This is a genomic window from Ruminococcus sp. AM31-15AC (genome assembly GCF_003462045.1).
Taxonomy (GTDB): Bacteria; Bacillota; Clostridia; order Oscillospirales; family Ruminococcaceae; genus Hominimerdicola; species Hominimerdicola aceti.
This window is the reverse complement of sequence record NZ_QTYG01000004.1, coordinates 19,874-40,972: the sequence shown is the minus strand read 5'-3', so window position 1 is coordinate 40,972 and position 21,099 is coordinate 19,874. Positions and strand designations below refer to the sequence as shown.

The following is a 21,099-nucleotide window of genomic DNA, read 5'->3' as shown; positions in this document are numbered from 1 at the left end:
ATGGCTGACGTTGGCAGATGTGATTTCAAGAAGGATATCCTGCCAAAGAGCGAGAGCGTTATCGACATGATAAGGATCGCAACGTACACTCATCAGATGCCTGGTGCGCTGGAGATGATAAACTACTGCCACGATATGGGCTATGAAACTACTATCAACATCATGGCTGTTTCTGCAAGCCGTGAGGACGATATCGCACAGGCTCTTGACCTTGTGGCAAAAAGCCCTGTTGACGTTATCTATCTTGTTGACAGCTACGGCTCACTTTTCCCAGAGCAGGTGAGAAGGCTTACTGCGCAGTATTGCGAGGTGGCTGAGGCTAGTGGCAAAAAGGTGGGCGTTCATATGCACAACAATCAGCAGCTCGCTTTTGCAAACACTATCGAGAGCATTTCTCACGGCGCAAGCTTTGCTGACGCCACAATGAGCGGAATGGGCAGAGGTGCAGGAAACTGCTTTATGGAGCAGATGCTCAGCTTCCTGAGAAACCCTAACTACAAGCTTACTCCTACACTGAAATTTGTTGAAAAGTACGTTGCTGAGGAGAGGGCAAAGGGTTCACAGTGGGGCTATGACGTGCCTTATATGCTCACAGGTGCGCTCAACCGCCACCCTCGTGCGGCTATCGCATTCCTGAAGGATAACAGAACAGATTACAACGAATTGTACATGGATCTTCTTAACGAGTTGTCATAAAACAATGTCATAAAATCATTCTTCATATAAACGGCGTTCCATAGTGATATGGGACGTCGTTTTTGTGTTGCATAATTTTTTATCATATGTTATAATTATTTTGCGTTTTCATAAAACCTTTTGGCGGACATCTCGTCATTACAGGTGAAAGGACTTTCAATGAAGTATATTGTATAGGGGGCGGAAAATGGAGGACAGCAAGATAATCGAGCTTTATGAAAGCAGAGATCAGCAGGCTATCTCACAATCGGATATGAAATACGGCGGATACTGTTATTCTGTGGGCTACAATATTCTTGGAGTCAGGGAGGACACGGAGGAGTGCGTGAACGAAACTTGGCTCAGGGCATGGAACTCCATTCCGCCACAGAAACCCAGAATGCTGTCGGCATTTTTCGGGCGGATAACAAGAAATATCGCATTTGACAGATATCGTGCGTCAAAGGCCGCTAAGCGTGGAAAAGGTGAGATAGCGGCGGTCTTGGAGGAGCTTGACGAGTGCATACCTGACAATGACACCACCGAGAGTCTTTGCGACGGCAGACATCTTGAGGGGCTTATAAACGAATTTCTTGGCGAGTTGCAGGAGAGAGACAGAAATATATTTCTCCAGCGATATTGGTTTGCAGTACCTATAAAAGAGATATCAAAAAAGTATGCTATGAACCTGAACACAGTTAAGGCGAGCCTTTTCAGAAGCAGAAATAAGTTAAAGGCTTTGCTTGAAAAGGAGGGAGTTCTTTTATGAAAACAACAGGAGAGGATATTTTCAAGGCTTTGGAAAATGCTGACGAGCATTTTATCGAGGAGTGTCGGCAGAGCGGAAGCGGAGTAAAGATAAAAACAGTGTGGAAAAAGTGGGCGGCAGTTGCAGCCTGCGGTGTTTTCGCTGCAGCGACGGGTGTTATGATGTTTGCAGGCAGGTCGGACAGAGATATAAAGGCAAAGTCTGCGGCTGACCAGCAGATGGCAGACGAGGAAGAAACAGTGTCATATAGAGTTCCTTGGGACGAATATGCAATGAATGCAAAATATGAGACGTTTGAATATAACGATGTGGAATATGTTTCAATGGGACATGTTGATAAGTCTTTTCTTGACAGCAAGCTCACCACCATGACTCTTGAAACGGAAAACTATGAGACAAACAAAAAGGAAACAACAAAAGCGGATATTTATTCAATAAAGGACTTGTCACCAAGCGTTTATTTGGCGGTGGTCTTTGATGACGGCTCTGTGGCGTGGTATGATGATTGGAAATACTCACCTGATTGCAAGACCGATATGACCCTTGATGACATAATAAATGACGTAAGTCTTGAAAAAACGGCTCGTGTGGACTATGCTTACAATGATGCAGGAATGGGCAGGCTTAGAAAGTATACTAATACCGACCTCTCAAAGCTGCTTGACCTGTTAAAGGACGATAATGGTTCATACAATGCGGTATATGAGGGAGACGCTTATGAGAGCGACCCTGATATTAATTTGTCGGTAACAAATGATGATGAATATTACATTGAGGGCGGAATAACAATAAGTTTCTATGTAGAAAGACTTGACGTCAACGGTACGGCTTATTTTACTGCTAACGGAGATCTGTATGTTCAGCTTTTTGCAGGAGATGTATTAAAATTTGATATAGGCGGTGAAAAGGCAGAAAAGCTTGAAAACTGGCTCAATGAGAACTGCGAATACACTGACGAAAAGAAAAACGCTGAGGTCGCTGGCGATGTTGACCCTAGTGAGAAAGCAGTGACTTCTGTCGCCAAGGACGATTCTGATATGGCTGACGAAGCTGATATTGGATATATCGACTATTTTGAGGACGTTGGGGACAATACCTTTACAACAAAGGACGGCAGGCTCACGGCGAAATACTCCTATGAGGTAAGCGGAGGCGAGTTCATAAGCCATATTACCTACACAAACAACTGGGACAAGGACATGGTGCTTGACTTCACGACTGACCAGTATATCACCACAGAGGACAGTAAGGGCAATTCCACGAGCTATGGCGAAAATGGCGACAGAAACACCATGAACACTTTGCTCAAAGCCGGAGAGAGCTACACGGAGGACTACAAGACGGATATTGGTGCCGACTATGTGAAAGGCACGGCAAAGATAACGCTTATCGCAAACATTTCAAACGATAAAAACTGCAATGTAGTAAACTATGTGACGCTAAAAGATATAGAGATAGATTTTCAGTAATGAAATAGTTTAATGCGTAGTGGAGAACTGAGTTTTTTCGATAAAAAGATAAAAGCCTGTCGTATCGGACTGATACGGCAGGCTTGATTTTATTTGTGCTTGTAGACCACACGCTCTTTTACGTCTATCTGCTTGTAGGATATTTTGAAGCCTATCCATGTGGCAAATGGATAGAGTAGTGGGAATATGGCGGTCATGATGAAAACAAATGGGGACATATCTTTCACGTCGGCAGAGTGGGCAGCCCAATCTATAAGAGGATAGAAGCAGGCGTCGAGAAGCTTATAGGCAGGCATGAAGTTGAACGAACCGCTGAATTTTGATATCATCAGCAGTATCATTGTTATGTAGCATGGTATGCTTGCAATAAGACCAAGTGTGAAGCCATAGTTAGGGCAATCCTTTTCACCGTGGAATGTGACCTTATTTCTGGCTTCCTCTCCCTGTTTCAGACCAAAGTCAGCCATAAGGCAGACCACTGTGAGAAGTCCTGTAAGGCCGAAAATTATATTTGCCAATGCACCGAAAGGCTTTGCAACTGCGATAAAAAAGAGAAATACGAAAATTCCGAAGAATTCTGTTTCCACCCATTTCAGCAGTGCGGTGAGTATAGCTTTTTGTTTGTTGTATTTTTCCATTTTAATACTCCCGATAAAAATAGTATAAGATGATTATACCACGTTATCGTGATATTTTCAACTGTTATGCAGATTTTTCATCTGATAATCACAAAAGCTTCGGGCAGGATAATAACATAAAAAGGAGAGTGATAGCCATGAAAAAGCGTGACAAGAGCCGTTTCCCACAGGCGACAGACGGAACAAAGGTATACAAGCCCCATGACGTTATCTCGGCAGGTCAGGAATATGTTGTGACGGACAACTACACTGCGCCAAACGGCAGAGTATACAATCGTCAGGAGCAGAATGCAGGCTGGGCGAGAAAATGGGTAGACGAGAACGAAAAGTAGCCGTTGAAAAACCTCCGCAGGTGTGATATAATTACAGTATATCATGATCTGCGGGGGGTATTTTTATGAAAAAGACAGCATTGGTAACAGGTGGCTCTGGTGGGATAGGCTCGGAGATATGCAGGGTGCTTGCTGAGGACGGCTGGCAGGTGGCTGTATGCTACAAGAATGGCAGAGCGGCGGCGGAAGCGTTGGTATCTGAGCTTAAAGAGCGTGGCTTATGTGCAGAGGTTTTTTACTGCGACATTGGCGACAAGGACAGTATAGATAAATGCGTGGCGGAAGTCAGGGACAGTTTTGGTATGGTGACGCTTCTTGTAAACAACGCAGGCACAGCGGATATAGAGCTTTTCACTGACATGACTGACGAGAAGCTATGGGAGATGATGAACGTGAATCTGCTTGGCGCAATGCGTATGAGCAGAGCGGTGCTTCCTGAGATGATAAGAGAACACAGCGGAAATGTGATAAATATAACCTCCGTATGGGGCGAAAAGGGAGCTTCATGCGAGGTTGCATACTCGGCGGCAAAGGCTGGGCTTATAGGATTTACGAAGGCGTTGGCGAGGGAAGTTGCTATAAGCGGTATAAGGGTGAACTGCGTACTGCGATGATAGACACGAAAATGAACGGCGAGCTGACGGAGGAAGATGTTCGTGTGATAGTTGATGACATACCGGCAGGCAGGATAGGCAAGCCGAGAGATGTGGCGAATGTTGTGCGTTTTCTCAGTGGGGAGGGAGCAGATTACATTCACGGGCAGGTCGTTAGAGTTGACGGGTGCTGGATATAGGTCACTGGCCGTGACGGGCATTTTACGCTGCAATTTGTGATATGATGTAATTTTGCACTGCTTTTTGAAATGTGTAGGGGAGCGATGCTGTGGTTGCCATATCCTTGATGCCAAATTATTTTGGGGTGACATTGTGTGATATTTTTCAACAATTCAATGGGCGAGAAATATCGGGCTGTCGAGGGCGCCAGCCCCTACAATGCTGAAATTATGCAAATTCTGAATACAAGCGGATATTCGGGAGAGTTTGCCATGCCGTAAAATCGCTACGCTAGGTGCTTGTGCACAACTTTGGTCAGCTATGCTAATTCCTCATTCCTCATTCCTAATTCCTCACTCCTCATTAAGCGTGTATACTCTCCACACACATCTGCATATACTAAGTTAAAACATTTCTCCCCAACAGGACAAGGAGGTCAGTATATGGATTATCTTATGCTTGTGGATAAATTCAATCCCATAGATATGGGATTTTACGATCGTGTGGAGCTGACAGAGGTGAACGGCAAGTTTATGGAATCTCAGGCAGGAAACAGGCTCAGGCTTCTGCTCAAAAAGGCGGAAGCTGACGGCATAAAGCTGAAAATTATTTCTGCCTATCGTTCTTTTGAATATCAGCAGATGCTTTGGGAACGTGAAGTATCTCACGAAATGTGGGGCGGTCTGAGTTATGAAAAGGCTGTGGAAAAGGTGGGCAGAACTCTCGCTCTCCCCGGGTCAAGCGAACACAACACCGGGCTTGCTGTGGATCTCGGCAGAGAGGGTGACAATGATGTGAGCGAGGATTTTTACAAGACGCCTGAATCACGGTGGCTTTGTGCAAATGCCGCAGATTTCGGCTTTATCCTTCGCTATCCTCGCCTTAAAGAGCAGATGACCGGCATTGATTTTGAGCCGTGGCATTATCGTTATGTGGGCGTCGAAGCCGCTCGTATCATTGCCGCAGGCGGGCTTTGCCTTGAGGAATTTCTGCACTTTTACTCGGAAAAATATATCTGAAAATCCTGTGAAAATAATTGACAGAAAGAGCATTGTGTAGTATAATTATAACAAAGCTATGAGCGATAGCCGCAGGTTTTTGTATGCTATTGCGAAAGAAAGGAAGTTTTGTTATGTCAAACTATTCAAGAAAAAAGTCGTTCTGGACTTTAATGGGTGCGATGATACTTGTTGTTGCGTCAACTGCGCTTTTTGTATACAAATATTTTGAGGATAAGGAGTATGCCGAAAAGTGGAAAGACTATGACGAGTGCGGTATACAGTAAATAACAGACAGCTTTAAAGGCACTGCTTTTTGTGAGCAGTGCCTTTGTATATCAACACAATTCATTGATGTAAAGTTTATCGAAATTGCTGAAAAAGCGTGCTTGCACTTGAAATGCGGTTTGAAATGTGATATAATAGTCGTAATGACCTGATGACAAACTTGTTCTAGGGAGGGACGTTATAATGCAGATAAGAGAATCAGCTGAAAATTATCTCGAAACGATACTTATTCTTAGCCAGCGCAAGGGCAAAGGCGAGGTAAGAAGCATAGATATAGTAAACGAACTTGAGTTTTCAAAGCCGAGCGTAAGTGTGGCAATGAAAAATCTCCGTGAGAACGGCTATATAACTGTCGACAAGGACGGTTATATTCGTTTGACAGACAAGGGCTTGGAGATAGCCGAGAAAATGTATGAGCGTCATACGTTGCTTTCACAGTGGCTCATAAAGCTTGGTGTTGACGAGAAAGTTGCAGTAGAGGACGCTTGCCGTATGGAACACGTTATCAGTGCGGAGTCCTTTGCGGCTATCAAAAAGCACACAGGTATGGCTTGATAAGATGATAATTGCCGTGGGTCTTCCTGCGGCATTTTTTATTGCAAACAAAAAGGAGAACAGCTTGTGCCGTTCTCCTTTTTGTTATTTGAATTTGTCTTTGAGCTTGTCAAAGAATGTTTTGCGCTTTGCGTAGTTCTTTTCACCGAGGGACTTTTCGTAGTCACGGAGCTTTTCTTTCTGCTCTTTGGTTAGATTGCGTGGAACTTCAACTGTTACACGAACGTAGTGGTCGCCGTGGTCGTTTCTGTTTACCTTCTTTATGCCCTTGCCTCTCAGACGGAACACTGTGCCTGTCTGTGTACCCTCCGGCACTGTGTATTTTACCCTGCCGTCAACTGTAGGAACTGTTATCTCGTCACCGAGAGTAGCCTGTGCATAAGTAAGCGGTATCTCTGTCCACACATCATAGCCGTCACGCTCGAAAATAGGGTCAGGTCGAACTGTAATGTTGATGTGCAGGTCACCGTTAGGACCTCCGTTTATACCGCAGTTGCCCTCACCGCCTACTCTAAGTGTCTGACCATCGTCGATGCCGGCAGGAACGTTTATCTCCTTTTCAGATACCTTCTTTACTCTGCCCTGACCGTTGCAGGTATGGCAAGGGTTGTCGATTATCTGACCCTTACCGCCACAGCGACTGCAAGTCGTGGTCTGAGCGATGTTTCCGAAAGGCGTTCTCTGTGTTATCCTTACTGTACCGGTGCCGTGGCAGTCAGGACAGGTCTTAGGCGAAGAACCTGCGGCTGCGCCTGTGCCGTGACAGTCAGGACATTTTTCGGCTCTGTTTATGCGAATTTTCACGGTCTTGCCCTTGCAGGCTTCCATGAAGTCAAGAACAACGTTCGCTCTTATATCCTCGCCACGTCTTGGTGCGTTAGGGTTAGCAGAACGTCCGCCACCAAAGCCTCCGCCAAATCCACCGAAAATGGAATCGAAAATATCGCCCATATCGCCAAATCCGCCGAAGCCTCCTGCACCTGCTCCACCGCCTGCACCGTAGTTCGGGTCTACGCCTGCGTGACCAAACTGGTCATATCTTGCTCTTTTATCTTTATCTGAAAGCACTTCATAAGCTTCATTTACTTCCTTGAACTTTTCCTCGCACGCTTTGTCGCCGGGGTGAAGGTCAGGGTGATACTGCTTTGCAAGCTTACGGAATGCCTTTTTTAATTCATCGTCTGTGGCAGTTTTAGAAACGCCAAGCACTTCATAGTAATCTCTTTTTTCAGCCATATAAACGCCCATGCTCTGTAAGCTGCAGATCGTGAAAGTCTTGGGGCATGGGCTTGCCTCCTTTTTGTAAGTATAGTCCTTTCACGCTTTTCACACAGCCTTTTAATACGGCAATAGCCCCTGCTCGGAAAATCGGAGCAGAGGCAGCCGTTATGATTTATTCTGCGTCAGTAAATTCAGCGTCTATAACATCGTCGCCGCCGTTGTTTGAAGCGCCGCCGTTGCTGCCGCCATTTGCTCCGCCCATGTTGTTAGGGTCAAAGCCTGCGGCACCGCCTGCTGCCTGCTGTGCCTGTGCAGCCTGCTGATATACCTTAGTTGCAACGCCCTGGAATGTTTCCTCAAGCTCCTTGTGCTTAGCCTTGATAGCCTCGATATCAGTACCCTTGAGGGCTTCCTTAAGAGCGTCTATCTTAGCCTGACAAGCTGACTTGTCAGCAGCGTCTACCTTGTCACCGAACTCGCCCAGTGACTTTTCAGCCTGGAAGCAAAGCTGGTCAGCAGCGTTTCTAGCGTCAACGTCCTCTTTCTTCTTAGCGTCCTCTGCTGCATATGCCTCAGCTCCTTGACAGCCTTATCTATATCGTCCTTAGACATATTTGTTGAAGAAGTGATAGTGATGTTCTGCTCCTTGCCTGTGCCAAGATCCTTAGCGGAAACGTGTACGATACCGTTAGCGTCGATATCGAATGTTACCTCGATCTGTGGAACGCCTCTTGGAGCAGGAGCGATTCCGTCAAGTCTGAACATACCGAGCTGCTTGTTGTCCTTTGCGAACTCACGCTCACCCTGAAGTACGTTGATATCAACGGCTGACTGATTATCAGCGGCAGTTGAGAATATCTGTGACTTCTTTGTAGGTATAGTTGTGTTTCTCTCGATGATCTTTGTGCAGATACCGCCCATTGTTTCAAGACCAAGTGACAGTGGAGTTACATCGAGGAGGAGCAGACCGTCCTTAACGTCGCCTGCGAGTACACCGCCCTGATATGCAGCGCCAAGTGCTACGCACTCATCCGGGTTGATGCCCTTGAATGGCTCTTTGCCAAGGAATTTCTTAACAGCTTCCTGAACGGCTGGTATTCTTGAAGAACCGCCGACCATAAGGACTTTCTGGAGGTCGTTAGCTGACAGACCTGAGTCTGAAAGTGCCTGACGAACTGGTCCCATTGTTGATTCAACAAGGTCAGCTGTCATTTCGTTGAACTTAGCCTGTGTAAGTGTCATTTCAAGATGCTTTGGACCTGTAGCGTCTGCTGTGATGAATGGGAGAGAGATAGTTGATGAAGCAGTAGAAGAAAGCTCTATCTTAGCCTTTTCAGCGGCTTCCTTGAGTCTCTGCATTGCCATTTTATCGCCTGAGAGGTCAACGCCCTCAGTCTTCTTGAACTCTGTGATCATCCAATCTATAATTCTCTGGTCGAAGTCGTCGCCGCCCAGGTGGTTGTTACCTGCTGTAGCAAGAACTTCCGTAACACCGTCGCCCATTTCGATGATAGATACATCGAATGTACCGCCGCCAAGGTCATAAACCATGACCTTCTGATCATCTTCCTTATCGATACCGTAAGAAAGTGCAGCGGCTGTTGGCTCGTTGATTATTCTCTTTACTGTCAGACCTGCGATCTGACCAGCGTCCTTAGTAGCCTGTCTTTGTGCGTCTGTGAAGTAAGCAGGAACTGTGATAACAGCCTCTGTTACCTTTTCACCCAGATAAGCTTCTGCGTCAGATTTCAGCTTCTGAAGTATCATAGCTGAAATTTCCTGTGGAGTGTAATCCTTGCCGCCCATGTGAGCCTTGTAGTCAGAGCCCATATGTCTTTTGATAGAAATTACAGTGTTGTCATAGTTTGTAACAGCCTGTCTTTTTGCTACCTGACCGATAAGTCTGTCGCCGTTCTTTGAAACGCCAACTACTGACGGAGTTGTTCTTGCACCCTCGCTGTTAGGGATAACAACGGCTTCGCCGCCCTCCATAACTGCTACACAAGAGTTTGTTGTACCTAAATCTATACCGATGATTTTGCTCATAAGATCAAGTCCTTTCAAAATTTACTTAATTTATATCAAGACCTTTAGTCCCGATGTCTTTGTTTATGGATTTGCTACTATTACCATTGCGTGTCTTATGACCTTGCCGCCTATGGTGTAGCCGTTTTGAAGCACCTGCGCCACAATATTTTCACCGAGGTCAGGGTCGTCAACTGTGCTGACTGCCGTTGCAACGTTCGGGTCAAATTCCTTGCCCGCAAGCTCCATTACCTCGACGTTGAGCTTTTTAAGTGCGTCGCTGAACTGATTGAAGATCATTTCAACACCCTGTTTATAAACTGCGTCCTGAGTTTCTGTGCCTAACGCTCTTTCAAAGTTGTCAAACACCGGCAGGAAGCCGTTTATCACATTTCCCTTTGCTGTGTCTGTAGCTCCAGTCTTTCCTTTGCGCTTCTTTTCCTGAAGTTATCATATTCAGCCATAAGTCTGAGATACTTGTCATTAGCCTCGGCAAGCTCTTTTTTCAGCTTTTCTGTTTCGCTTTCCTCCGCCTTTTTCTCTGTATCCTCAGTGGCATTTTCTGCGGTATCCGCCGCTTCTTCTACTTCTTCGCTTTCAGCAGAGGTGTTTTCCTCTTTTTCAAGCTCGGTGTCCTTTTCAGTTTCCTTACTCAATTTACGCCGCCTGCCTTCCTTTTTATTCATTTTCGTCATCTTCTTTGTTTTGCTCTTGTGGCTTTTCGGATATCATTTCCGATATCTTCCCTGTGAAATACTCGAGATATGGGATAAACTTCGCATAGTCGAGCCTCATAGGACCTATAAGCCCCAGCGCACCTGCTGTTTTGCCGTCCTTTGAGAACGGAGCTGTTATAATAGAGGAGTTGTGGATAACAAACCCGTCACGCTCAGGGGAGAACATAACGTGAAGCCCTGAGAACGTTTCGTCAATAAATCCTTTAAGCTCCTTCTGATTATCGAGAAAGCTTATTATCTCATTTTGGTTGAAGTCCTTGCAGGTGAGAAGATTGCTTTGACCTTTGATAGACACGCTGCTCATTTCCTTTGTCATCTTCATGATCTCGGAAACAAGCGGTGAAAGGGTCATCATGTACGTTCCCATTGCTTCTGTGAGCTTTTCAAGATAAGCGTCCGAAAGACTGTCGATAGGCACGCCGTTGAGATTTTCCTTTACGAAGTTATCAAAAAACTCAAGCTGATCCTGACTGAGGTCGAACTCCAATCGGCAAACCTTATTCTTAATAGAGCCGTTGGACGTTATCATCAAAATAACGTACATTCTCTTTCCTGTAGGTATTACCTCTACCTTTGAGATAAGCGAGAACTTTGGCGTTGCGTTTGCGACCACCGCCGCACATTTCGTAAGATCCGCCAATGCCATTGAAGCCTTGTTCACAAGGTCTTCCTCTGTGACATATTCCTGCGGTATCATTGAATCCAGCATCTTCTTTTCATTTGCTGTAAGCTGGTTTTGCTCCATAAGCTGGTCAACATAAAGCCTGTAGCCCTTATATGTTGGTATTCTGCCTGCGGAGGTGTGTGGCTGTTCGAGATAGCCTTGCTTCTCAAGCTCTGCCATTTCATTTCTTATGGTCGCTGAGGACGCTTTGACGTGAGCCATTATCGCCTTTGAGCCTACAGGCTCGCCTGTTACGATATATTCATTGACTACCGCTGAAAGTATTTTCAGCTTGCGGTCGTCCATTTGCTCACCACCCGTTCTTCTTGTTAGCACTTATTACATTTAAGTGTTAGCACTCTTTCTTCTTGAGTGCTAAGTATAGTTTATACCCTTTTGACGATTTTGTCAAGTGGTTTAAGACTATTTTTCTCACAAATTTCAAAAATATTTGAATCTCATTTCCGTCACATTGCACAATGCTTTGCTGAAAATGCAAAAAAAGCGGGCAGACCGCAGTGGTCTGTCCGCCCGATGTTGGAAAAAGATCAGATAAAATTATTCTTTTGTATAAGCAGAAAGATCAGGAACAGCAAGCAGGCTGTCGTCTGCTTCGCCCATGGAATCTACAGTGAAGTAAACTGCACTTGATTCGTCAGCACCCTCTGGGAGCAGAACTACCTGCTTAAGGTCATATGTAGCACCGTCAAAGCCGTAAACTATCTGACCCTCAGCACCTGCAACGGCACTGTCGAGGTTATAATACTCGTGAACAACGTTTGTTGTTTCGTCAATATATGCGTGGTCAAAATCGAGAGCCGCCCCGAAGAGAATGTCAGAGTCCTTCCAAGCGTTCTCGTCAGCATCAGCTACCGAGTAAGTAGTTGTTGCCTCAGAAACGTTATACTTCTTGCCGTCGCCTGGGTAAACAGCATATGACTTCATGCCCTGTATTGTGCTTGACTCGTAAGCCTTGCCGTCCTTTACGCAGATAGTATATTTTGTTCCGCTGTTTGACATCTGACCCTCAAGGGTAACGAGGTAGCCGTCTGCATATTTTTCTTTGAGCTGCTCAAATGCTCTGAAATCACCGTCAACGTCATAATCTGTTGTGCCTGCGTTTGTGGAAGTGCTGTCAGCGGAGCTTTCGTCTACTGTGCTTTCAACAGGAGCAGCCGATTCTGCGGCAGCCGTCGTTGTAGTAGTTGTTTCAGCCTTTGAAGAGCTTGCAGTATCGTTCTCAGTGCAGCCTGCCATTGCTGTACACATTGCCAAAGCTGCAATAATAGTTACCATTTTCTTGTTCATAATATTTTGCCTCCGAAAAATGACAAGAATCACTCGGCTGACTCAGCGCCTGACTCAACATCGAGTTCAGCGTCATAAGGGATATCGTCAGTGCTCATATCGAAAGACTGCTCTGTCCAACTGTCAAAATCGTCAGGGAGTTTGACTTCAACGTTTTCAGTTGTGAATGAGTTTACTGTAACAGTAGTTGTTGAGCCGTCAGAGATAGTTTCTATCTTAACAATATCCTTTGTGTCAGCATTGAAGTAATACTTGAATGTTGTTGTGAAAGAATGATCGTCAGAATCGCTTGTGTCGAGAGTTACGCCTGATTCAAGCTCGATATCAGGATCTTCTGTGTTTTCAAAAGTTTCGCAGATAAGACCGTCGTCAGTTGTTTCAGAGCTTATGAACTTGTAGCTGTCGTTAATGCCGTAGCCTATTTCGCTCTTGAAGTCGTCGATAGATTCTTCCATATCAACAGTGTAATACGTTTTTGACTCGCTGTCAAGTGTGTACATAACTCCGTCGATACTATAGATGTCCATATCCACGCCCATAAAGTTCATTTTCATGTGCATATTGCCGCCTGCTATCTCAACAACGGCTGATGAATTGTCATATTCGCTTGCCACTGTCATGTCGATAGCAAGGCTCTCGCCCTGTATCTTCTTTGTATACTGCGCTGTGAGAGTATCCTCGAGATCTGTGGCTGTGCCTGCTTCTGAAGCAGTTGACTCGTCAGCGGCTGCGCTTGTTTCTGCCTTTGATGTGCTGTCTGCTTTTGATGAGCTTGAAGAACTGCTGTCAGAACAGCCTGCCATTACTGCGCATGACATGATAAGAGAAACGAGAAGTGCAGTTATTTTTTTCATTATAAATACCTCTTTCTAAAATTTTAATAAATTATTATTGTTATATAACCTATACTCAAAACTATAACATATTTCACAAATAACGTCAATAGATTTTGTGAAATATTTTTCCCTTTTCGTATCGAATCACAAATCAGCAAAGCTAAGAAAGCATGATTTAGGTATTTATAATCAAACATATTTGTGGTATAATGTGAATAGTAAGAATAAAAGGAGCGAATTATGAGATACGATAATATACATAAAGGCAAATTTCTATCAAGACCGAACAGATTTATCGCCAACGTTGAGATAGACGGCAAGTCTGAGGTCTGCCATGTGAAAAATACGGGAAGATGCAAAGAGCTTTTGGTGGAGGGGTGTACTGTTTGGCTTGAGCATTCAGACAGCGAATCGAGAAAGACCGCTTTTGACCTTGTGGCTGTGGAAAAAGGTGACAGGCTCATAAACATGGACAGCCAAGCCCCGAATAAGGCGGTAGGGGAGTGGCTGAGAGAGAACAGACCCTTTGGCGAGGGCTTCTCGGTCTATCCCGAAAAGAAATACGGCAATTCACGCTTTGATTTTTACTTAGAGTCGCAGGATAGGAAAATCTTCATGGAGGTAAAGGGCTGTACGCTGGAGAAAGACGGCGTTGTGCTTTTCCCTGACGCTCCTACCCTCCGTGGGGTGAAGCATATAGAGGAGCTTTCTCACTGCCTTGATGAGGGGTATGAGTCTTATATAATGATACTCGTTCAGATGAGCGATGTGAAATATTTCACTCCAAATTATGACACTCACCCTGAGTTCGGAGAGGCTTTGGAGAAAGCTTCCCGAAAGGGCGTGAAGATACTATGCTATGACTGCAACGTGACCCATGACTCTATGACAGTGGGCAAGCCTGTTAAGGTGAAGCTGGGCAGGTAATATGACGGCTCGTCCTGCATATACATTATAATACTAAGATGTATACGGGAGTGACGGCATTGGATATAAAGAAAGTCTGCCTGCGTTGTGTTGCAGTTATAATTGTGGCGTTCGTTATGCCCACGGGGATATGGCTTTATGCAAGATCTGCAAGCAGGTTCGGCAGGGTGGCGGCTGCGGCGGCAGGGGTGGCTATGGGAGAATACAAGCCTTATTTCGCTATGGAAAGTGAAACGGACACGGCATCAAAGCCTGTGGTATCAAACAAGCTTGAAGCGGCAGTGGTGTCAAAGCACAGCATATGGGATATGGATATGGCACCACAGGAGAAGCAAACGCCCTCAAAAAGCTCAGAAGTGCCAAGTCCTTTGCCTGCTCAGGACGTGACGGACAAGATACCATATCCTGCAAGCATGGAGGGGAATGACGGTGTTATAGAAAAATACACCTACGGCAGATATGACGGCGAGCAGTATTTCGACCTTGACGGCGGCGGTCAGGTGAGAAACTGCACTGACCTTTCAAATGATGAGCTTTATGAGGAAAGCTCAAAGCCATATGATTTTCAAATAGACGGAAATTCCTCTGAGCCGCAGATACTTATTTATCATACCCATGCCACGGAAAGCTTTGAGCCCACAGACAAAGACCACTATGACAGCTCCTTTTCCTGTAAGACCACCGACCCTGAAATGAATATGCTGTCGGTAGGGGACAAGATATGCGAACAGCTTGACAAAGCAGGCGTTGCGTATATCCACGATACACTTGTGCATGATTATCCCAGCTATGACGGCTCTTACGATTCAAGCCGAATGGCGGTAAAGCAGATATTGGAGGAGTACCCCTCTATAAAGGTATGCCTTGACGTTCACCGTGACGGCATAGAACGTGAGGACGGCACAAGGCTCGCGCCTGTGGCGGAGATAGAGGGCAGGGAAGCGGCTCAGCTTATGATAATATCAGGGTGTGATGACGGCACTATGGGTATGCCTGACTATATGAAGAATTTTCACTTTGCCTGTGCCTTGCAGTCGGCTTTGGAGAGCGATTGGCAGGGGCTTACACGGCCTGTACTTTTCGACTATCGCCACTATAATCAGGATTTGACCACCGGCTCGCTTCTTATAGAGGTGGGAAGCCACGGCAATTCTATCACTCAGGCACAGTATACAGGCGAGCTTATAGGAAAGACCTTGGGTGAGATGTTCGGAGGAGAATAGGTGCAATAACGCACAAAATATGTGTGGCGAATTGTCTTAAAATGCCGAAAATACGGCTTTTAGCGGTTGGTTTCTTGACAAGAACGGGGTTTTGCGTTATAATAAAAGGGACTACATAAACGTTACAGCGTGAAAAATATATAATACGCTTATATTTTGGAGAACTGATATTATGAAAAAAATTTACCCCATGAAAAGAATAGCCGCAGGCTGTATGGCTCTGTGCATAGCTTTTGCCGCCTTTGGTTTTTCTGACAACAGTGTGAAAGATGTCGTAATGGCGGATAACGATACATACAGCAGTCAGCTTGAAGAGCTAAAAAAGCAACAGCAGGAGCTTGATAAGCAGATAGCTGACGCTGACAAAAAGCTTGCCGACGAGCAGGACAACCTTGAGGCTATAAAGAAAAAATATAAGTCCATACAGAAAAAGATAGCAAATTCAGAGAAATATTCCTCTGAGCTTGAAGATCAAATGGCAGAGCTTGACGGCAAACAGCTTGACACTCAGCACAGCCTTGACTTGCAGGAAACTGCAATAAACGAGGGCAAGGACGATTTTATGGAGCGTATTCGTGCAATGTATGTTGCAGGCGGAGCAGATTCGTACACGAACGTGCTGATAAATTCATCTGATTTTTATGACGTTCTTATGAGGATAGAGCTTGTGACGAGAGTTGCAAAGCACGATAATGACGAGCTTAACGAGCTTTTGGATCAGTATAAAAAGCTTGAAAAGACCAAGGCGGAGCTTGATGAGCAGATAAAACAGCTAAAAGCAAAGGCTGAGGAATATGCCAAGGAGCAGAAAACTTTGGCGGGCGAGCAGGCGGAGCTTCTGAAAATGGAGCAGGAGTCGGGCAAGCTTATCGAGCAGATAAAGAACGATAAGAGCAACCTTGAAAATAAGTCACAGCAGGTGGACAATAAGTATTCGGAGGTGTCCTCAAAGGCGAATACCACCACGACTGCGACCACCACCAAGAAAAAGACTACCACCACCAAAAAGAGTGGCAACAGCGGTGAAAAGACCACCACCACGAAGAAGCCGGCTCAGACGGAAAAGCCTGACGAAACTACGGTTCAGACTACCACAACTCCGCAGGAAACAGCTAAGCCAAAGCCTGAAACAAGCAAAAAGACCACTACCACAACAACAGCAGCGCCTGCACCTAAGCCTGATTATTCAAGCAGTTCTAAAATAGACACTGTTGTTTCATATGCCAAAAGCATGGTGGGCGGAGCGTATGTATGGGGCGGTTCACAGTTTGGTGCAACGGATTGTTCGGGTCTTGTGATGCTCTCGTTCGCACAAGTGGGAATAAATCTTCCGCACTATGCGGCTTCGCAGGCTTTATACGGCACTACAGTTTCATATAACAACATGAAGAAGGGCGACGTTATCTTCTTTGGCGGAGCGTCGATCTCAAGTATTTACCATGTTGCTATCTATATCGGCGACGGCAAAATGGTACACGCCCAGAACACTGCCACTGGTATCGTTATTTCAAATGTTGAGTATTTTTCAAGATACAACAACATCACTATAATAAAAAGACTTATATAACGTAAAAACGCAGTCTGCAAGGGCTGCGTTTTTTATATCTATAATTATTTAACATAAAATGCCACAAAAATTCATATAAAATTACTTAAATGTGAACATTCATTTTCAAACCTATTGACAAAGCTAAGTATTTGTGATATAATTAAATCAAATAAAGATTGTAGGCTTTGATAACAATTGCTGTACAAAACAGCGGTAAGGCAGGGGGAAGAATAATGGATAGTCTGAAAACGTGTTTTTTTGGCGGCTATGATAAGCTTGATACATTAAAATATATCGACACCATAACAAGCGAGATCTATATGCTGGAGTCGGCTATCGAAAAGAAAAAGAACGGTGATAACTTTGTTATTCCCGGAGAAACAGGTCAGCGAAAGCTTAAAGGTTCAGCGCTTGGCGGCTTTGCAAAGCCTGATGTGGACAGCTACATCTGTGCGCTTCTTGGAAAGGCGGCTGAGCTTCGTGAAAAGCTTTGCAGCTGACGGCTAATAAAGGCAAAAAAATATCCGCAGAGGTCATTTTATATGGCTTCTGCGGTTTTTTTGTCGTATCTTGTCTTAAAAGAGCAATAAAAAAATTAATACCCACTTCCATCGGCTGAAATGAGCATTAATTTTTATAGAATTATGAAAGGGATTCTTTGGTATTTGGTAAAACCTAAAGACGAGGAAATGTATCAGCGACTTGGGGAATCGCAGAGGGAAAGAAGATAAAAACCTGACTTTAAGTTTTACCAATTACCAAAGCTTTTTTGTATCTTCTGCTGTGATTATATAATACCAGTTCTGTGTGAACCGAATATGAATTTTCAGGGGATTTCGGAGAGTTTTTTGAAAAAAATAAATGTTAATCACCAGTTCACAATTATAAGCTATAATGTCATTATTGGGGATTTTTTTTTACGAGGGAGGATATTTTATGTTTCAGATACTTGTGGTGGAGGACGACGCAAGCCTTAGAAAGCTCATGTCTGCCGCACTTAAACAGCATGGCTATGTGACTTTTCTTGCAAATGACGGTCTGGAGGCTTTGGACGTTCTTGAAAAGACGAATATAGACCTTATAATTTCAGATATAATGATGCCGAATATGGACGGCTATGAGCTTACAAGACAGCTTAGAAAGGCTGATTTCAACTTGCCTATACTTATGGTCACCGCAAAGGAGACCTCGAGGACAAGCAGGAGGGCTTTTCTGCCGGCACAGACGATTATATGGTAAAGCCTATTGATATAAATGAGATGATACTCCGTGTGGGTGCGCTTTTAAGGCGTTCAAAAATGGCGTCGGAACATTCTCTTACTGTGGGAAACTGCGTGCTTGATTATGACGCTATGAGCGTGGCGGTTGACGGCGGTGCGGCGGAAACTATACCGCAAATGGAGTTCAAACTGCTTTTTAAACTGCTCAGCTACCCTGACAAGATATTCACACGCCGCCAGCTCCTTGACGAGCTTTGGGGCATGGATAAGGACGTTGATGAGCGTACTGTTGACGTTCACGTTAAAAGGCTGAGAGAGCGTTACGGAAGCTGTGAGTCATTCGATATTGTCACGGTTCGTGGACTTGGCTATAAGGCTGTGAAAAAGCAGTGATAGATAAGCCTGAGGGGTGAGGGGTTTGGATAAGAAAAAGGCCAAAAATAAAACAAGTTTGCAGTTCAAGCTGACTCTTATGTTTTTCTTTGTGATGCTGGTGTCGGCTTCTATATCGGTGTCAGTGCTTGTAATGGTGTGCAGTCCTGTAATGAAAAGCAATGCCGAACAGCAGTTGGTGGAGCTTTCCATGGCAATGGATCAGCTTGAAGAAAAGGGCGGCTTCACTGTGGACGAGATAGTTTCCATTGTGAACAATTCAGCCTATAGTCTGTCAGTGGTGGATAAAAACGATTCAAGAGTACACGACCATTTTGCAGATATCGTGCATAAGGGATATTATGTGTCCTCAGAGGGTGTTGTGCCTAACGCAACTATAATCTCCCAGGTCTATGATAAGTTCGTTATCATAGACAGCTTTTCAAGCGACAGCGTTTACTGGGTAGTAAATCTTGTTGTCATCATAGCTTTTATGGTCTGTATCGTTATCGGTACTATTATAACAGCGTTCATGAGCCGAAGCATTATACAGCCTATACGAGATCTTAGTGCGGCGGCGGCTGAGATAGCAAAGGGCAATTTTAAGGTAAGAGTAAGAGAGCCGTCTGATCCTGAATACAGTATACTTGCGCAGAACTTTAACAAAATGGCTGAGGAGCTTGCAGGCACGGAAACGCTGAGAGGTGACTTTATCTCAAACGTTTCCCACGAGTTCAAAACGCCGCTGGCTTCCATACAGGGCTTTGCAAAGCTTCTGCAATCTGACGATATAACCGAGCAGGAGCGTGAGGAATACACGCAGATAATAATCGACGAAACATCACGGCTTTCAAAGCTTTCGTCAAATATTTTGAGGCTCACAAAGCTTGAAAATCAGAAAACAGTGGGCAAAAAGACAAGATTTTCTCTTGACGAGCAGATAAGAAAAATACTTCTTGTGCTTGAACCTGAGTGGTCGAAGAAAAAAATCGACCTTGATATCGACCTTGAGGATATCATGTATGTGGGCAGTGAGGAGCTTATGGCACAGATATGGCAGAACATCATCAACAACGCTATCAAGTTCACTCCGGAGGGCGGAAAGATAAGCGTGAAGCTTTTCCGCAACGAGAAGAATATTTCAGCGGAGATATGGGACAACGGTCCGTCTATCGCTCCTGACGTAAAGGCGAAGATATTTGATAAGTTCTATCAGGGCGACCGCTCCCGTGCAACAGAGGGCAACGGTCTTGGACTTGCACTTGTAAAAAGGATAATCGAGCTTTCCGAGGGAAGCATAGAGGTAGAAAACGATATGAAAAAAGGCGGCGTTTGCTTCCGCATAAGCCTGCCTTACCTTATTGAGGATATGATGTAGTGTGGTGGCAACCTTTGGTCGCCCGCCTATCACAGCCCATTGTACATACGAAGAATTTTTGCAAACAAAAAGGAGCAGTTCATTGCGAATTGCTCCTTTTATCTGTCTGTCATATTTTAGAACAGACTTGCCACAAAGCCTGCTGCCACACCGAAAACATAAAGTATTCCCATTATGGCGAAATTCTCTTTCATGTTGTGCTTGTTGGTCTTGAAAAGCACCAGAAGTCCTACGCCTGCCCCTGTGCAAAGTCCTGCGATAAGCGAGCCGAAGCTCACAACGCCCTCGATATAAAGCTGAGTGAGAACAACAGAAGCCGCACAGTTCGGGATAAAGCCTATAATGCCTGCTATGAACGGCTGAACTATACTGTCAGACATAAGCAGGGTCTTAACAGTGTCCTCACCTGCAAACTCCATTACCGCACCGAGAATAAGGTTTACCGCAAATATAAAAAGTATTATGCTTACAGTGTGGTGAAGTGCCGAGTGCAAAATACTGTGGTGTTCGCAGTCGCAGTCCTCGCATATCTCTTTGAAAGGCTCTTCGTCCTGTTTTTTGCCCATAAGCTTTAAGATAAGGTCAACAAGCACACCTGCTATTATAGCCACAGCTACCTTTATAAGAATAAGCTGCCAAAGCTTGCCGGCAAATGCAGGGTTTGCTATCATCATTGGTATTGCCTCGTCGCTTGTGGCAAGGTATACCGAAATGAGAGTTCCCATTGTGATGAGCCTGCCTGAGTAAAGGTTGGAAGCTACAACGGAAAATCCGCACTGCGGCACTGCTCCAAGTATGCTTCCTCCTATCGCACCGAAGGGTCCCATTTTTCTAAGAGCCTTTCCAAGCTTGTCGGCAGAACGATGTTCTATATACTCTATAAGCAGATAAACTCCGAACAGAAAAGGCAGGATCTTAAGGCTGTCTATTAATGCGTCAAGAAAAACGTCAACTAAAGTTTCAAACATATATCTATCTCCTGTAAAATATCCATGGTCTTAAAACGATCTCTGTATCAACTCGACTATTATACAATATTTATTCAGCCTTGTCAATCTTATGTTTATATGATAATCTGTTCATTTGTTTACCCTTTTCAGCAACAAAAAACGAGCGAAATTTCTCCGCCCGTTTGATGTTTT

At 44.8% G+C, this 21,099-nt stretch carries 22 protein-coding genes and 2 pseudogenes; 15 read left to right on the top strand and 9 right to left on the bottom strand.

Translation table 11 applies throughout. The annotated features are described in order from the left end of the window. The 3 genes from DW793_RS02010 (at position 1) to DW793_RS02000 (ending at position 2,913) form a co-directional block, all read left to right on the top strand. Positions 1-696, top strand: a complete 696-nt coding sequence (locus DW793_RS02010) for a nucleoid-structuring protein H-NS (protein WP_390624598.1) — start codon at positions 1-3, stop codon at positions 694-696. Between the two features lie 187 nt (positions 697-883). After that, complete coding sequence (locus DW793_RS02005) at positions 884-1,444, top strand: RNA polymerase sigma factor (RefSeq protein ID WP_117897324.1); 561 nt, start codon at positions 884-886, stop codon at positions 1,442-1,444. Then, the gene (locus DW793_RS02000; protein WP_118156914.1) at positions 1,441-2,913 is read left to right on the top strand and encodes a hypothetical protein; all 1,473 of its coding nucleotides are present in this window, start codon (positions 1,441-1,443) and stop codon (positions 2,911-2,913) included. The genes DW793_RS02005 and DW793_RS02000 overlap by 4 nt, the downstream gene beginning before the upstream one ends. Before the next feature lie 89 nt (positions 2,914-3,002). On the opposite strand, the gene DW793_RS01995 is transcribed toward DW793_RS02000, so the two are convergent. Further along, the gene (locus tag DW793_RS01995) at positions 3,003-3,551 is read right to left on the bottom strand and encodes a hypothetical protein (protein ID WP_041337392.1); all 549 of its coding nucleotides are present in this window, start codon (positions 3,549-3,551) and stop codon (positions 3,003-3,005) included. Positions 3,552-3,688: 137 nt separating this feature from the next. Here DW793_RS01995 and DW793_RS01990 point away from each other — a divergent pair, with 137 nt between their 5' ends. The 6 genes from DW793_RS01990 (at position 3,689) to DW793_RS01970 (ending at position 6,497) form a co-directional block, all read left to right on the top strand. Further along, entirely contained in the window at positions 3,689-3,883 is a 195-nt protein-coding gene (locus DW793_RS01990; protein ID WP_117897322.1) for a hypothetical protein, read from the top strand. A 65-nt stretch (positions 3,884-3,948) separates the two neighbouring features. Then, positions 3,949-4,497 carry an SDR family NAD(P)-dependent oxidoreductase gene (locus DW793_RS01985; protein ID WP_252969617.1) on the top strand — a complete coding sequence of 183 codons (549 nt, stop codon included), beginning with the start codon at positions 3,949-3,951 and terminating at the stop codon, positions 4,495-4,497. Beyond that, a complete protein-coding gene (locus DW793_RS15005) occupies positions 4,494-4,676 on the top strand; it encodes an SDR family oxidoreductase (protein WP_252969616.1) in 183 nt (60 codons plus the stop codon). Before DW793_RS01985 ends, DW793_RS15005 begins: the two co-directional genes overlap by 4 nt. A 423-nt stretch (positions 4,677-5,099) precedes the next feature. Continuing rightward, positions 5,100-5,675, top strand: coding sequence for a M15 family metallopeptidase (locus tag DW793_RS01980; RefSeq protein ID WP_117877300.1), 576 nt, complete (start codon positions 5,100-5,102; stop codon positions 5,673-5,675). 113 nt (positions 5,676-5,788) lie between these two features. Beyond that, positions 5,789-5,941, top strand: a complete 153-nt coding sequence (locus DW793_RS01975) for a hypothetical protein (protein WP_242989208.1) — start codon at positions 5,789-5,791, stop codon at positions 5,939-5,941. A gap of 184 nt (positions 5,942-6,125) precedes the next feature. Then, positions 6,126-6,497, top strand: a complete 372-nt coding sequence (locus DW793_RS01970) for a metal-dependent transcriptional regulator (RefSeq protein ID WP_022287718.1) — start codon at positions 6,126-6,128, stop codon at positions 6,495-6,497. 84 nt (positions 6,498-6,581) lie between these two features. On the opposite strand, the gene dnaJ is transcribed toward DW793_RS01970, so the two are convergent. The 7 genes and pseudogenes from dnaJ to DW793_RS01940 form a co-directional block, all read right to left on the bottom strand. Next, entirely contained in the window at positions 6,582-7,733 is a 1,152-nt protein-coding gene (dnaJ, locus tag DW793_RS01965) for a molecular chaperone DnaJ (RefSeq protein WP_118156949.1), read from the bottom strand. Positions 7,734-7,890: 157 nt separating this feature from the next. Further along, positions 7,891-9,764, bottom strand: a pseudogene (dnaK, locus tag DW793_RS01960) (molecular chaperone DnaK). Between the two features lie 63 nt (positions 9,765-9,827). Then, on the bottom strand, positions 9,828-10,133 hold the full coding sequence (locus DW793_RS15780) for a nucleotide exchange factor GrpE (protein WP_252977369.1): 306 nt from the start codon (positions 10,131-10,133) through the stop codon (positions 9,828-9,830). Further along, positions 10,130-10,429 carry a hypothetical protein gene (locus DW793_RS15775; protein ID WP_390624597.1) on the bottom strand — a complete coding sequence of 100 codons (300 nt, stop codon included), beginning with the start codon at positions 10,427-10,429 and terminating at the stop codon, positions 10,130-10,132. The genes DW793_RS15780 and DW793_RS15775 overlap by 4 nt, the downstream gene beginning before the upstream one ends. Beyond that, positions 10,422-11,450 (bottom strand): heat-inducible transcriptional repressor HrcA, encoded by a 1,029-nt coding sequence (hrcA, locus tag DW793_RS01950; protein ID WP_022287714.1) that lies wholly within the window; start codon positions 11,448-11,450, stop codon positions 10,422-10,424. The genes DW793_RS15775 and hrcA overlap by 8 nt, the downstream gene beginning before the upstream one ends. 252 nt (positions 11,451-11,702) lie before the next feature. Continuing rightward, on the bottom strand, positions 11,703-12,452 hold the full coding sequence (locus tag DW793_RS01945) for a hypothetical protein (RefSeq protein WP_117877294.1): 750 nt from the start codon (positions 12,450-12,452) through the stop codon (positions 11,703-11,705). Positions 12,453-12,481: 29 nt separating this feature from the next. Further along, positions 12,482-13,306 carry a hypothetical protein gene (locus DW793_RS01940; RefSeq protein ID WP_117897315.1) on the bottom strand — a complete coding sequence of 275 codons (825 nt, stop codon included), beginning with the start codon at positions 13,304-13,306 and terminating at the stop codon, positions 12,482-12,484. Positions 13,307-13,528: 222 nt separating this feature from the next. On the opposite strand from DW793_RS01940, the gene sfsA reads away from it, so the two are divergent. The 6 genes and pseudogenes from sfsA (at position 13,529) to DW793_RS01910 (ending at position 19,957) form a co-directional block, all read left to right on the top strand. Continuing rightward, complete coding sequence (sfsA, locus tag DW793_RS01935) at positions 13,529-14,215, top strand: DNA/RNA nuclease SfsA (protein WP_118156913.1); 687 nt, start codon at positions 13,529-13,531, stop codon at positions 14,213-14,215. Between the two features lie 59 nt (positions 14,216-14,274). After that, a complete protein-coding gene (spoIIP, locus tag DW793_RS01930) occupies positions 14,275-15,438 on the top strand; it encodes a stage II sporulation protein P (protein WP_118156912.1) in 1,164 nt (387 codons plus the stop codon). 172 nt (positions 15,439-15,610) lie between these two features. Beyond that, the gene (locus DW793_RS01925; protein WP_118156911.1) at positions 15,611-17,005 is read left to right on the top strand and encodes a C40 family peptidase; all 1,395 of its coding nucleotides are present in this window, start codon (positions 15,611-15,613) and stop codon (positions 17,003-17,005) included. Positions 17,006-17,220: 215 nt separating this feature from the next. Beyond that, complete coding sequence (locus DW793_RS01920; RefSeq protein ID WP_022287708.1) at positions 17,221-17,487, top strand: hypothetical protein; 267 nt, start codon at positions 17,221-17,223, stop codon at positions 17,485-17,487. A gap of 436 nt (positions 17,488-17,923) precedes the next feature. Then, positions 17,924-18,600: pseudogene (locus tag DW793_RS01915) on the top strand (response regulator transcription factor). Positions 18,601-18,625: 25 nt separating this feature from the next. Then, on the top strand, positions 18,626-19,957 hold the full coding sequence (locus DW793_RS01910; protein ID WP_242843697.1) for a sensor histidine kinase: 1,332 nt from the start codon (positions 18,626-18,628) through the stop codon (positions 19,955-19,957). A 116-nt stretch (positions 19,958-20,073) separates the two neighbouring features. Here DW793_RS01910 and DW793_RS01905 read toward each other — a convergent pair whose 3' ends face one another. Continuing rightward, entirely contained in the window at positions 20,074-20,925 is an 852-nt protein-coding gene (locus DW793_RS01905; protein ID WP_022287705.1) for a putative manganese transporter, read from the bottom strand. Positions 20,926-21,099 lie beyond the last annotated feature (174 nt).